The organism is Lutibacter sp., from assembly GCF_041555395.1.
Lineage (GTDB): Bacteria > Bacteroidota > Bacteroidia > Flavobacteriales > Flavobacteriaceae > Lutibacter.
Genome location: NZ_JBFFKM010000057.1, coordinates 1 through 14299, shown reverse-complemented (window position 1 = coordinate 14299; position 14299 = coordinate 1). Strand labels below are relative to the sequence as shown.

Here is a 14299-nt window from a genome sequence, read left to right as displayed (position 1 = left end):
TTCCCCTTCGGGGGTTAGGGGGCTAGTTCAACTTTATCAACGCTCCAGGCTTCTGGTTTGTTGTTGAACAACACTTTTGTTTTTCTCCAAACCAATTTAAAGAGTTCAGAATTTCTATAAGTTTCTAAATCAGCTTCAGATTCCCAGTAACTATAGGTAAAAAAGGTATTGGAATCGCTTTTGTCTCTATACAATTCCAACAAATTACATCCTTTAGAATTTCTTATTTTTACTTTATTCTCATTAAAATTTTCAAGAAACAATTCGATGTTTGATGCTTTAAAATTCATTTTTACAATTCGTACAAACATATAATGGGGTTTTTGTAATTAATTATTAATGGAACTTTATGGTAATAACTGTCCTGTAATTTAATCCTAAAAGCGAAACAGCACCGCCTACAGTGCTTGTATTGCTTCGGTACATAGAAATTTCTAAATACTTGGCAGAATTAAACAATGCCAGTTTGGTTCCATCTTTTTGACGTTGCTCTTTTATTAATGAAAAATCGACGATATCGCTGTATTTTTCATAAATTTTGGTGAATGAATATCTATTGGCAATCACTTCAAAACCTCGTCCTTTTCCAACTTGGTTAAATAGTTTTTCACTGATGTTACTTATGGAATTTCCATAATTATCAATATAAATAATATTTCCGGAAATTGTATTATTGTCTGAAGAAATTGCAGGCTGGAGTTCACGGATTTTTTTGAATTTCGGAGTAATTTTCCCGATAACCTCCAATTTTCCGCCACGGGCAATATGACAGGCGACTTTTACAAATACGTCTAAAACAGGAAAACTACTTTCTATATATTCATGAATGTTTATTTCAACAATTTTTTCAGGGCTGATTTCTGAAGCCAATAAAGAAATAACGCCGTTATCCGCACAAATAAAATAATGATTGTCCAGTTTTACCGCAATGTGTCTGTTTTCATCATTTAACTCAGCATCAACGCCTATAACATGAATGCTTCCTTCAGGAAATTTTTTATAGGCATTTCTTAAAATATAGGCAGTTTCGGTAATGTTAAATGGTGAAATTTGATGTGTGATATCCACAATCTTTGCATTTGGCAATTCGCTGTAAATAGTGCCTTTTACCGCCCCAACAAAGTGGTCTTTGATTCCAAAATCGGTAGTTAAAGTTATTATTGACATATAAAGTACAGACGATATTCCTGATGAAAATTAAAGCAAATTTTTTATAAAATGTTTACAACTTATTTGTAAGTATCTTATTTTTGTAATTTGATATTTACTACATTTGTTATGCAAATCTAATCAATTATTTGGTGATTAAAATACTATTTTTTTAATAAGACTTAACACTTTTATCATTTGAACGAACGTATTATTGTATTAACCGAAATTCATCCAAACGACTTATTTGGCAATAAAAACTCCAATATAGAACTTTTACAAAAATATTTTCCAAAACTCAAGATTGTTGCCAGAGGAACAGAGCTTAAAGTTTATGGTGAACCAGAAATTTTAGATGAATTTGAGAAACGGTTAGATATGATTATTTCATATTTTGGAAGATACAATAAACTTGACGAAAATAGTATTGAGAGGCTTTTGACATCTAACGGCAGTGAGCATAAAAGTTCTGTTGAAGCCGACGGTGTTCTTGTTCATGGTGTAAACGGCCGACTTATTAAAGCCCAAACGACCAACCAGCGAAAAATGGTTGAAAAAATGGGTGAGAATGATATGCTTTTTGCGGTTGGTCCTGCTGGTACGGGAAAAACCTATACAGCGGTCGCTTTGGCGGTTAAAGCTTTAAAGGAAAAGGAAGTCAAGAGAATTATTTTAACACGCCCGGCAGTGGAATCTGGTGAAAATTTAGGGTTTTTGCCCGGTGATTTAAAAGAAAAATTAGACCCATATATGCAACCGTTATATGATGCCTTGCGCGATATGATTCCTTATGAAAGGCTGGATTCCTATTTAGAAAAAGGAATTATACAAATTGCGCCATTGGCATTTATGCGCGGCAGAACCTTAGACAATGCTTTTGTGATTTTGGATGAAGCACAAAATACCACCCATAACCAAATGAAGATGTTTTTAACCCGGATGGGTAAAAACGCAAAGTTTATTATTAACGGTGATCCGGGACAAGTAGATTTGCCAAGACGGCAAATATCAGGTTTAAAAGAAGCTATGCTAACGCTTAAAGACATTAATGGAATCGCATTTGTGTATTTTGATGATAAAGATATTATTAGACACCGATTGGTAAAAGACATTATTTCAGCTTATAAAAATCTTGAAGTAGGAGAGGATTGATTAATTAACAATTAATAATTTCAATCGGTAATTAAACGATTAGATAATTAGGAAAATAGGCAGTAGGCAATTATACAAATAAATAAGGGTTACAGAGCGTAGTCGAAGTAAAGATGAAGCGTCCGAAGTGAACAATTACACGATTAAACACATAAACAAATAAACGTATTAACAATGGGCAATACAATTAACAACACGGAATTTAACTTTCCAAACCAGAAATCGTTCTACAGAGGTAAGGTTAGAGAAGTTTACAATATTAATGATGAAATTTTGGTGATGATTGCATCCGACAGGCTTTCTGCTTTTGACGTTGTAATGCCAAAACAAATTCCATTTAAAGGGCAAATTTTAAATCAGATTGCGGCAAAAATGATGGAAGCCACCAAAGATATTGTTCCAAATTGGATTATTGCCATTCCCGATCCTAATGTGGCGGTTGGACATTTATGCACACCTTTTAAGGTTGAAATGGTAATTCGCGGCTATTTATCTGGTCACGCCGCGCGTGAATATAAAGCGGGAAAAAGAATGCTTTGCGGGGTTCCGATGCCTGAAGGAATTAAGGAAAACGACAAGTTTCCTGAACCTATGATTACGCCTTCTACCAAAGCCGACGGTGGCTCGCACGATGAAGATATTTCAAGAGAAGATATATTGGCTCAAGGAATTGTTTCAAAAGAAGATTATGAAGTTTTAGAAAAATATACCAAAGCATTATTTCAACGGGGCACTGAAATTGCAGCAAAACGCGGATTGATTTTGGTGGATACCAAATATGAATTTGGTAAAACAAAAGAAGGTAAAATTGTGTTGATTGATGAAATTCACACGCCCGATTCTTCTCGTTATTTTTATGCTGAAGGTTATCAGGAAAGACAAAATAAAGGAGAAACTCAAAAACAATTGTCTAAAGAATTTGTGCGTCAGTGGTTAATTGAAAATGGTTTTCAGGGATTAAGAGGACAGCAAATTCCAGAAATGTCTGATGAAAAAATTAATGAAATTTCAGACAGATATATTGAATTGTATGAAAACATTACCGGAGAAACTTTTGTAAAGTCAGATGTGAGTAATATTATGGATAGAATTGAAAAAAATGTGCTTACTTTTTTAAATAGAAAGTAATACCAATTGAATTTTTAAATGTTGTATTAAAAATTTGAATTATTTTTAGATCAGTTTAGAAATAAATTTTAAGCATAGCATATGCTACGATTCCATTTTATGACGACAAATGAGGTAAAAAGAAACGAATTTTATTCGACATTTGAATGTTTAATTGGTATTTATAAAGGTTAGGGATTCATTAATACACCTAAAACATCAACAATTTCCTTTTTAGTGCCGTTATTTAACCAGCGTGTTGTGATTTCAACAGTGGAAAAGACTTCAATTTCTTTTAATTTTTGTGTATTCAGCATTTTAAATAGGGTTGAGAAAACCATTTGGTTTGGTGAATCCGTTAGAATGGCCACCTTACTTTTTATTTCAGATTTAAATTTAGTTTCTGTAAAATAATTGTACTTTTCAATATCAGCTGTAGGCGCTGTAACAACGACATTTCGTAAATCGATAAGATAGTCCATATTGTGAGAAAATAAGGGGTCGTGTGTGGTCTTTATTACAAAATTAATAAGAATCTAAATCTAAATTACCCGAATGGCATTCTATGATTAGGTTGTGTTCCTTCAAAATTTTATAACGACTTCTTAAATCTGACATTTATCTCTTGTTAAAAAAAGTTAACTTTAATTATTGGCTAAATCTATATCTTTTTAAAAGCATGATATTCCTTTAACTTTTTTAATTCTAACAAAACTTCAATAAGTTTTTCTAGCTCTAAGTCGATACCTAACCATTTCGTGGCATTTTCATACCTTGAAAATATCTCAACAGATTGATTGGCATTTTCTTGCATCGTTTTAAATATGGTGGTATAAACTACTTGATTTGGGGTGTTGGTAATTAAAGCAACCCGCCTGTTTCCATAAACATTAAAATTATTCGTTATAAATTTGGAGTATGCAAAAATATCATCTTCAGTTTCATTAATCGTAGTGAAAGTAACATTTTTTAAATGCACAAAGTAATTTAAATTCGGTACATATAAAGGATCCGAAGTGATGCGTTTCTTAAAATCTATAAATGAATCTAAATCTAAGTTACCTGAATGGAATTCAACAATAAGGTTGTGTTCCTTCAAAATTTTATAACGACTTCTTAAATCTGACATTTGGGGTTAATGAAATTAATTTGGTATGAAAACTTATAAAAGCAACAAGGATTCTATTCTTTGGGACTTTTATAAGTGTTCATTTATTGTTTATTTCTTTTTCTTTTGTTTCGCTTGTTGCTCTTGGGCTTGGGACATTGCCTGATTTAATCGTTGACGAAATTTACCTTCTTTTTTAGGTTTCTTTTTATTTTCCTGAATTTTTGCATGAATTTTATCTTCATCAATAATGTAATTTTTAATAACCAACATAATAGTTACCGTTAATAGGTTAGATACAAAATAGTACAAACTTAAACTACTGGCATACATATTAAAGAAAACCAACATCATAATTGGTGAAAGGTACATCATCATCTTCATCATTTTTTGCATATCGGGCATTCCTTCTTGCGTTGGTTGTTGCATACCCATTTGCTGACTCTGGCTCATTTTCATATAGAAGAAAATAGCAACCGAAGCCAAAATTGGAAATAAACTCACATGGTCTCCATACATTGGAATTCTGAACGGAAGTTTAAACACAGAATCGTAGGCCGATAAATCCGTGGCCCATAAAAAACTTTGTTGACGTAAATCTATATTTGCTGGGAAGAATTTGAATAATGCAAAGAAAACAGGCATTTGTAACAATGCTGGAATACATCCTGCAAGCGGACTTACGCCAGCTTTACCTTGAAGGGCCATAGTTTCTTGTTGACGTTTCATGGCATTTTCTTTTCCTGGTAAACGCTTATTGATCTCTTCCATCTCCGGTTTCAAAACCTTCATTTTTGCACTTGAGACATAAGATTTGTAAACCAATGGAGACATGATTATTCTAACTACAATGGTAAGCAGAATTATAATAAGCCCGTAATTTCCAATAAATAATTGCAAAAAGTTAAATACCGGAATAAAAATAAGTCTGTTTAAGTAGCCGAAAATTCCCCAACCAAGATTTAAGACTTCTTTAATCTTGCGGTCATATTTTTTTAGAATTTGGTAATCATTTGGTCCAATATACCAATTCATATTGTAATTTAATTCACCTCCTTGCAATGCCAGCGGCGCTTTTAAATAAAAAGCCTTTGTAAATGTGGTATCAACATCTTCATCAATTGACAATGTTTTTGATTCTAATTTTGCAGTTGAAAAAGCCTGTTCAGAAATTAATATTGTAGAGAAAAAGTGCTGTTTATAAGCCACCCAATTTACATCTTTTTCTTCATCATCATCATCGCCGCCTATAGAGAGGTAATCAATCTTTTCATCTTCTTTTTCATAATACATTTCAGTTTGTTGATTTTCATAGCGAATACTTTTCTCTTTTCTAAAAGCTTCCAAGCTCCAATCTAAAGTAATTGGTTTGTTTGCGTCTAATGACGAACTTAATCCTTGTGAACGAACAGTGAAATCAACCATATATTCAGTTGGTTTCATGACATATCGGTATTCTAAATAGTTGCCTTCAGAAACTTTTAATTTCATGGAAAGCACCTGATTTTCACCATCTTTTGAAAGTGATGGCGTAAAAAATAAGTCTTTCGTGTTTAAGATTCTATTGTCTGAAGTCCCGAAGTTTATGTTAAAAGTGTCATTGTTGTCTTTTATCATGTACAATGGCAATGAATCGTAAGTCACGTATTTTTTCAATAAAGCTTCTTTAATTTGTCCGCCTTTATTTGAGATAACCAATTTTAACAAATCATTTTCCAATACAGTTTCTTCATCTTTTGCTGAAGGAAGGGTTGCGGAATAAGCAAAAACACCCAACTGGCCCTGAGCTTTAACCAAGGAAAGCGAATCAGTAGCTTGCGTAATTATTTCAGATTTACTGGTAGTAGAATCAGTAAGTGTTGAAACTACTGTTGTTTTTTCTACATTTTCGATTTTATTCTTTTCAGCTTCTAATTTTTCTTCAGGTGTTGGCTGATTGCTGTACATCCACCACAAAACAATTGCTCCTAATAAAACAAAACCTATCAGTGAATTAATATCAAATTTCTTTTCTTCCATGGGTATAATTAAATGTCAATTTGTGCATTACTTTTTACAGTATTTAAAAAGCCCGACAAATGTACTAAATGTAAATTAAATTTGGGTTTTTATTAATGATTAGTTGGCTGGCTTAACGCATGGTTTAAAGTTGCTTTCACAAAATCCACAAATAAAGGATGAGGATTTAAAACCGTACTTTTATATTCCGGATGGTATTGAACACCAACAAACCAAGGGTGTTTTGGAATTTCAATAACTTCAACCAAATTGGTTTTCGGATTTTTCCCGGTAGCAATCATGCCTGCTTTTTCTACTTGTTCCAAAAAAACGTTGTTAAGTTCATAGCGATGTCTGTGGCGTTCGCTAATATGTTCTTTATGGTAAATATCTCTAACTTTACTGTCGTCTTTAAGTATACAATCCCAGGCTCCCAAACGCATAGTGCCTCCATAGTCTGTTATATTTTTTTGTTCTTCCATTAAATCAATAACGGGATATTTGGTATTGCTATTCATTTCGGTTGAATTTGCACCTTTCAAGCCTAAAACGTTTCTTGAAAATTCAATAACGGCCATTTGCATTCCTAAACAAATGCCGAAAAAAGGAATGTTGTTTTCGCGAGCATATTTTACAGCTTCAATTTTTCCTTCAATACCGCGTTCACCAAATCCTGGAGCTACTAAAATTCCATTTAATTTTTTTAATTTTTTTGGAACATTTTTTACGGTTAATTCTTCAGAATGAATCCAGTGAATGTTTACTTTAACTTCATTTTGAGCACCAGCATGAATAAACGCTTCTGAAATAGATTTGTAAGCATCGTGTAATTCTACATATTTACCAATTAAACCAATTTCAACTGTGTTTTTTGGATTTTTAAATTTCATTAAAAATTCATTCCAAACTTTTAGTTCAGGTTGTCTGTCATGAGGTAATTGCAATTTTTTTAATACGACTGTATCTAATCCTTCTTTAAGCATTAGGTTTGGAACATCATAAATAGTTTCAGCATCTATAGATTCTATAACATCCTCTTTTTTAACATTGCAGAATAGTGCCAACTTATTTTTTATGGAATCGGAAATTTCATATTCTGTTCTGCAGACTAAAATATCCGGACTTACTCCGCTTTGCATCAGCATTTTAACCGAGTGCTGGGTTGGTTTTGTTTTTAATTCTCCGGCAGCGGCTAAATATGGAATTAAGGTTAAGTGTATTACAATGGCATTTTCATGACCAAATTCCCAAAGTAGCTGACGAACAGATTCGATGTAAGGCAAAGATTCGATATCGCCTACAGTTCCGCCAATTTCAGTAATAATAATATCAAAATCACCTGTATTTCCTAAAATTTGAATTCTGTCTTTAATTTCATCTGTAATGTGAGGAATAACCTGTACTGTTTTGCCTAAAAATTCGCCCCTGCGTTCTTTTTCAATGACAGATTGATATATTCTACCTGTAGTCACATTATTTGCCTGTGAGGTGGGAATATTCAAAAACCGTTCATAATGACCTAAATCCAAGTCTGTTTCGGCACCATCTTCCGTTACGTAACATTCGCCATGTTCATATGGGTTTAAAGTTCCTGGGTCGATATTAATATATGGATCTAGTTTTTGTATGGTTACAGAGTAGCCTCTTTCTTGTAATAATTTTGCTAAAGAAGCTGCGATAATTCCTTTTCCAAGTGAAGAAGTAACGCCTCCAGTTACAAAAACATATTTGGTGTTTTTCATTATTCGTAGGTTTTGGCAAAATTACATTTAATGTTTTATTCTACAAAAACAAACCTTCAATTTTTGGAAAAAATTGAAGGTTTTGCCAATTTATTGAATTTTAAAAATTATTTGCTTTTTTTACTTCTTATCATAGCTTCAAGCATATCCCACATTTCTTGGGTAACATCTTCAAGCATATTAAATTCTCCGGCTCCTTTTAACCATTCTCCTCCATCAATAGTGATTACTTCTCCGTTTATATATGCTGAAAAATCACTCATTAAATAAGCTGCCAAATTTGCCAATTCCTGATGTTCGCCGACCCTGCCAACCGGAACTTTCTTTTTCATGTCAAACTTATCTCTCAAATTTCCAGGTAACAATCTGTCCCAGGCACCTTCGGTAGGAAAGGGGCCTGGAGCGATGGCATTGGAACGGATTCCATATTTAGCCCACTCAACGGCTAAAGAGCGCGTCATGGCCAAAACACCCGCTTTTGCAGTTGCTGATGGAACAACATAAGCCGATCCGGTCCAGGCGTAAGTAGTTACAATATTTAAAATGGTTGATTTTGGTTGTTTTATTTTTATCCAATGCTTTCCAAATGCCAGTGTACAATTTTTACTTCCCTTTAAAACAATATCAATTACGGTATCAAAAGCATTGGCCGATAATCGTTCGGTTGGACTGATGAAATTTCCCGCAGCGTTGTTCAAAAGTCCGTCAACTTTCCCAAATTTATCAATAGTTGCCTGTAAAACAGCTTCAACTTCAGTATAATTTCTCACATCACATTGAACTGCCAAAACGGTTCCGCCGGTTTTTTCTTCTAACTCTTTTTTTGCTATTTCTAATTTCTCAATATTTCTCGAAGTGATGACGACATGAGCGCCAAGTTCTAAAAAATAAGTGGACATTGCTTTTCCTAAACCGCTACCACCACCAGTTACAACAATGACTTGATCTTTTAAACTTCCTTCTTTAAGCATTGGTTTTTGATACATATTTCTGCTATTTTTAATTTATATAAATGTATGTTTTTTTTTAATTTTACGCTTTGAAATAAAAATATTATTTTTTTTTAAATTCTATTTGCCAAAAACAAAAGTAATTGTATATTTGCCAACGCTTTTAAGGAGAGAAATTCTAAAGAAAGCAACAACAGAAGAACCACTATTTTAAAGATATTTGTAATGAGTAAAAGAACATATCAGCCATCAAAAAGAAAAAGAAGAAATAAGCACGGTTTTAGAGAACGTATGGCTAGTGCAACAGGAAGGAAAGTGTTGGCAAGAAGAAGAGCTAAAGGAAGAAAGAAAATCAGTGTATCTTCAGATCCGAGACCAAAAAAATAATGAGACAATAGTTTTGTATAATAGGGTGTTACTTTTTAGTAACACCTTTTTTTTGAACTTTTAATAAGTTTTGAAAACTATTTTACAGCGTAAAACGAATTTTATAGATATTTACACTTACTATTTTATATTTAAGAAATGCCAAAAAACAACAACATTAAATCGATTTTAATTATTGGATCAGGCCCAATTATTATTGGCCAGGCCTGTGAATTTGATTATGCCGGCTCTCAGGCAATCAGATCTTTAAAGGAAGAAGGAATTGAAGTGACGCTTATTAATTCCAATCCGGCTACAATTATGACGGATCCATCTTTGGCTGACAATGTTTATTTGTTGCCTTTAACTACAAAATCAATCATCCAAATTTTAAAAATACATCCAAATATTGATGCTGTTTTGCCAACAATGGGTGGGCAAACAGCGTTAAATTTATGTATTGAAGCCGATGATAAAGGCATTTGGGAAGATTTCAATGTCAGTCTTATTGGCGTTGACATCGCCGCCATTAACATTACAGAAGACCGAGAACAATTTAGAAAGTTAATGCTTAAAATTGGTATTGGGCAAGCGCCTTCAACAACTGCCAATTCATTTTTAAAAGGGAAAGAAATCGCCCAGGAATATGGTTTTCCATTGGTTATTCGCCCATCATTTACTTTAGGTGGTTTTGGAGCTTCCATTGTTTATAAAAAGGAAGATTTTGATGATTTACTTAGTCGCGGTTTAGAGGCTTCACCAATTCATGAAGTTTTAATTGACAAAGCATTGTTAGGTTGGAAAGAATTTGAACTGGAGTTGTTACGTGATAAAAATGACAACGTGGTAATTATTTGCACCATTGAAAATATGGATCCGATGGGAATTCATACCGGAGATTCTATTACAGTTGCTCCGGCAATGACTTTAAGCGACACCACTTTTCAAAAAATGCGTGATATGGCCATTCTTATGATGCGTTCCATAGGTGATTTTGCCGGCGGATGTAATGTGCAGTTCGCTGTAAGTCCAGATGAAAAGGAAGATATTATCGCCATAGAAATTAATCCGAGAGTTTCTCGGTCATCAGCCCTGGCTTCAAAAGCAACTGGATATCCAATCGCAAAAATTGCAGCAAAATTAGCTATTGGTTATCATTTGGATGAATTAGATAATCAAATTACAAAAACAACTTCTGCTTTATTTGAGCCTACTTTAGATTATGTGATTGTTAAAATACCGCGTTGGAATTTTGACAAGTTTGAAGGTGCTGACAGAACTTTAGGGTTGCAAATGAAATCTGTTGGGGAAGTGATGGGAATTGGACGCTCATTTCAGGAAGCCCTTCATAAAGCAACGCAATCATTGGAAATAAAACGCAATGGATTGGGTGCTGACGGAAAAGGGGAAAAGGATTATGACACTATTATTGAAAAATTAACTTATCCGAGTTGGGACAGGGTTTTTATCATTTATGATGCACTTCAAATTGGAATTCCATTAAGCAGAATTCATGAAATTACCAAAATTGATATTTGGTTTTTAAAGCAATACGAGCAATTGTTGGTTTTGGAAAATGAAATTTCTACCCATAAATTGGAGACTTTAAACTATGAATTGTTGTTGGAAGCAAAACAAAAAGGATTTGCCGACCGACAAATAGCGCATATGTTAGGTTGTTGGGAAAGTGAAGTATATGCCAAAAGACAGGAATTAAATATCAATAGAGTTTATAAATTGGTAGATACTTGTGCAGCTGAATTTAATGCGCAAACACCTTATTATTATTCCACTTTCGAAAATAAAATGATTACGGCAAATGAAAGTTATGTGGATAATGAAAGCGTGGTAACCGATAAGAAAAAAATTGTTGTTTTAGGTTCTGGACCCAATAGAATTGGCCAGGGAATTGAGTTCGATTATTGTTGTGTGCACGGTGTTTTAGCCGCAAAAGAATTGGGTTATGAAACCATTATGATTAACTGCAACCCGGAAACGGTTTCAACCGATTTTGATACGGCTGATAAATTGTATTTTGAGCCTGTGTTTTGGGAACATATTTACGACATTATTCAGCATGAAAAACCGGAAGGTGTTATTGTGCAGTTGGGCGGGCAAACGGCCTTGAAGTTGGCTGAAAAATTAGACAAATGGGGCGTTAAAATTATAGGCACCAGTTTTGACGCCCTTGATTTGGCGGAAGACAGAAAACGTTTCTCTGAATTGTTAATTGATTTAGATATTCCTTTTCCACAATATGGAACTGCGACCACCGCTGATGAAGCAGCTGCAATCGCAGACAGTTTGGATTTCCCAATATTGGTTCGTCCTTCTTATGTTTTGGGCGGACAAGGAATGAAAATTGTGATTAACAAAGAAGAATTGGAAAAACACGTGGTTGATTTGTTACGCAAAATCCCTAATAATGTTTTGTTGTTGGATCACTATTTAGATGGTGCTATTGAAGCTGAGGCTGATGCAATTTGCGATGGGGAAGATGTGTATATTATTGGTATTATGGAGCATATTGAACCTTGCGGAGTACATTCAGGAGATTCAAACGCAACATTGCCGCCATTTAATTTGGGTGAATTTGTGATGCAACAAATAAAAGACCATACCAAAAAAATTGCCTTGGCTTTAAGAACTGTAGGGTTGATAAATATTCAGTTTGCCATTAAAGATGATATTGTTTATATCATTGAAGCCAATCCGAGAGCGTCACGTACGGTACCGTTTATTTCCAAAGCATATAAAGAACCTTATGTAAATTATGCCATAAAAGTAATGTTGGGCGCAAATAAGGTGAAAGATTTTAATTTTAATCCGAAATTAGAAGGATATGCCATTAAACAACCGGTATTTTCTTTTAATAAATTTCCGAATGTGGATAAAAAATTAGGTCCGGAAATGAAGTCTACAGGCGAAAGTATTTTGTTTATAGACAGTTTAAAAGACGATCAGTTTTACGAATTGTATTCTCGAAGAAAGATGTATTTAAATAAATAATTCATTTCAAAAAATAAAAAAAGAGCCCTCGAAGCTCTTTTTTTATGACAAAATTGTGTTATATTAATTTATTATTTATCTTTGTTCAACTAAACTCAATTTACTTTGAACAATATTAAAACCGAGTTCACGATAAAAGACCTCGAAAATTTTTCAGGAATAAAAGCACATACCATTCGGATTTGGGAAAAAAGATACAATTTATTTCAACCAAAAAGAACGGATTCAAATATTAGGTATTATGATATGGACAGCTTATTAAAGCTGTTAAACGTATCATTGCTTTATAATAATGGATTAAAAATATCCAAAATAGCAGCCTTGTCTAAGGCTAAAATGGAATTTAGCATTAAGGAACTTGTGTTTAAAGAGGGGTTTGAGAGCAAGGCTTTGACTTCATTTAAATTAGCTATGTTGAATTTTGATGAAGGATTGTTTAATCAAACTTACAACAGCCTCATATCGCAATCATCTTTCAGTGCTGTTTTTACTGAAATATTTATACCTTTTTTAAACGAAATTGGCATTTTGTGGCAAGTTCAATCCATTACACCTGCACATGAACATTTTATTACCAATTTAATCAAGCAAAAAATCCTTATAAATACTGAGAAACTTCAATTTCTTCAGCCAAATAAAAGTTCCAGGAAGTTTGTGCTTTATTTACCAATGAATGAAATTCATGAACTTGGGTTGCTCTATTTGCATTTTGAGCTGCTGTTTCATGGATACCATTCCATTTACTTGGGGCAAAGTGTTCCGGTTGAGAACTTAAAGGATCTTCAAAATGTTTTTGATGATGTTCGCTTTGTAACGTATTTAACCGTTGAACCTTCAAAAGAAACTGTGGAAGAATATTTACAGGAAGTTTATACTGAAGTGTTGCAGAACACTAATGATATGTTGTGGGTTTTAGGTTCAAAAATTTCGCAAATTGATTTGGATTCTTTTAAAAATGATCAAATTAAAATCTTCATGTCTCCGGTCGACTTGTTAAAGATTTTGTAATTTTTTTTAATTAATTTGTTATTGTTTAATTAATTTGTATATTTGTTAAACAAAATGAAGAAAAAAATAATCATAATAGGTTCAGGTTTTTCATCGCTATCAGCTTCTTGTTATTTAGCAAAAGCGGGTTGTGAAGTGACTGTAATTGAGAAAAATAGCAGTGTGGGCGGAAGGGCCAGACTGTTAATTAAAGACGGTTTTAAATTCGATATTGGTCCTACATGGTATTGGATGCCCGATGTTTTTGAAAAATTCTTTACTGATTTCAATAAAAAACCGTCCGATTTTTACGATTTGCAAAAATTAGCTCCGGCTTACCAGGTCTATTTCGACCGCTTGGATTCCTTTCTTATTTCCGATAAAATTGAAGAAATCTACCAAGTTTTTGAAAATGAAGAAAAAGGAAGCTCCGTTTATCTGAAGAAATTTTTAAAAGCTGCAAAATTCAATTATGAAGTGGCCGTAAATAACTTGGTTTACAAACCTGGTAATTCCATGGCCGAGTTGGTTACTTTTCAAACCATAGCCAATGTTAATCAGTTTTTTAAAAGTATTAGTACGGAAATTAGACAAAATATTAAAAGTGAAAAATTAATTCAAATTTTAGAGTTTCCTGTATTGTTTTTGGGTGCAAAACCTTCAAATACACCGAGTTTTTACAGTTTTATGAATTATGCTGATTTTGGCTTAGGAACTTGGCATCCAAAAGG

The 14299-nt window shown here is 33.3% G+C and carries 13 protein-coding genes; 6 read left to right on the top strand and 7 right to left on the bottom strand.

Annotated features, from left to right (window positions below; all coding sequences use genetic code 11):
• Nucleotides 1-14: 14 nt before the first annotated feature.
• Together ABY285_RS10665 and ABY285_RS10660 are read right to left on the bottom strand one after the other, a co-directional pair.
• Nucleotides 15-311: a putative quinol monooxygenase gene (locus ABY285_RS10665; protein WP_372769874.1), complete on the bottom strand. Its 297-nt coding sequence runs from the start codon at nucleotides 309-311 to the stop codon at nucleotides 15-17.
• 25 nt (nucleotides 312-336) lie between these two features.
• Nucleotides 337-1167 carry an S-adenosyl-l-methionine hydroxide adenosyltransferase family protein gene (locus ABY285_RS10660; RefSeq protein ID WP_372769872.1) on the bottom strand — a complete coding sequence of 277 codons (831 nt, stop codon included), beginning with the start codon at nucleotides 1165-1167 and terminating at the stop codon, nucleotides 337-339.
• A 180-nt stretch (nucleotides 1168-1347) separates the two neighbouring features.
• Between ABY285_RS10660 and ABY285_RS10655 the strand changes: the two genes are divergently transcribed.
• Both ABY285_RS10655 and ABY285_RS10650 read left to right on the top strand, forming a co-directional pair.
• Nucleotides 1348-2301: a PhoH family protein gene (locus ABY285_RS10655; RefSeq protein ID WP_372769870.1), complete on the top strand. Its 954-nt coding sequence runs from the start codon at nucleotides 1348-1350 to the stop codon at nucleotides 2299-2301.
• Nucleotides 2302-2475: 174 nt separating this feature from the next.
• Complete coding sequence (locus ABY285_RS10650) at nucleotides 2476-3429, top strand: phosphoribosylaminoimidazolesuccinocarboxamide synthase (RefSeq protein ID WP_372769868.1); 954 nt, start codon at nucleotides 2476-2478, stop codon at nucleotides 3427-3429.
• A gap of 170 nt (nucleotides 3430-3599) precedes the next feature.
• On the opposite strand, the gene ABY285_RS10645 is transcribed toward ABY285_RS10650, so the two are convergent.
• The 5 genes from ABY285_RS10645 to ABY285_RS10625 form a co-directional block, all read right to left on the bottom strand.
• Complete coding sequence (locus tag ABY285_RS10645; RefSeq protein WP_372769866.1) at nucleotides 3600-3890, bottom strand: hypothetical protein; 291 nt, start codon at nucleotides 3888-3890, stop codon at nucleotides 3600-3602.
• A 179-nt stretch (nucleotides 3891-4069) separates the two neighbouring features.
• Nucleotides 4070-4537 carry a hypothetical protein gene (locus tag ABY285_RS10640; RefSeq protein WP_372769864.1) on the bottom strand — a complete coding sequence of 156 codons (468 nt, stop codon included), beginning with the start codon at nucleotides 4535-4537 and terminating at the stop codon, nucleotides 4070-4072.
• A 90-nt stretch (nucleotides 4538-4627) separates the two neighbouring features.
• Nucleotides 4628-6535 carry a membrane protein insertase YidC gene (gene yidC / locus ABY285_RS10635; protein WP_372769862.1) on the bottom strand — a complete coding sequence of 636 codons (1908 nt, stop codon included), beginning with the start codon at nucleotides 6533-6535 and terminating at the stop codon, nucleotides 4628-4630.
• A gap of 92 nt (nucleotides 6536-6627) precedes the next feature.
• Entirely contained in the window at nucleotides 6628-8256 is a 1629-nt protein-coding gene (locus ABY285_RS10630) for a CTP synthase (protein ID WP_372769860.1), read from the bottom strand.
• Between the two features lie 107 nt (nucleotides 8257-8363).
• Nucleotides 8364-9242: an SDR family oxidoreductase gene (locus ABY285_RS10625; protein ID WP_372769858.1), complete on the bottom strand. Its 879-nt coding sequence runs from the start codon at nucleotides 9240-9242 to the stop codon at nucleotides 8364-8366.
• A 189-nt stretch (nucleotides 9243-9431) separates the two neighbouring features.
• On the opposite strand from ABY285_RS10625, the gene rpmH reads away from it, so the two are divergent.
• From rpmH to ABY285_RS10605, 4 genes are all read left to right on the top strand, one after another.
• Nucleotides 9432-9593, top strand: a complete 162-nt coding sequence (rpmH, locus tag ABY285_RS10620; protein ID WP_372769856.1) for a 50S ribosomal protein L34 — start codon at nucleotides 9432-9434, stop codon at nucleotides 9591-9593.
• 138 nt (nucleotides 9594-9731) lie between these two features.
• Nucleotides 9732-12581 (top strand): carbamoyl-phosphate synthase large subunit, encoded by a 2850-nt coding sequence (gene carB / locus ABY285_RS10615; RefSeq protein ID WP_372769854.1) that lies wholly within the window; start codon nucleotides 9732-9734, stop codon nucleotides 12579-12581.
• 105 nt (nucleotides 12582-12686) lie between these two features.
• On the top strand, nucleotides 12687-13589 hold the full coding sequence (locus tag ABY285_RS10610) for a MerR family transcriptional regulator (RefSeq protein WP_372769852.1): 903 nt from the start codon (nucleotides 12687-12689) through the stop codon (nucleotides 13587-13589).
• Between the two features lie 54 nt (nucleotides 13590-13643).
• The coding region (locus ABY285_RS10605) for a phytoene desaturase family protein (protein ID WP_372769850.1) at nucleotides 13644-14299 on the top strand (656 nt) is incomplete at its 3' end.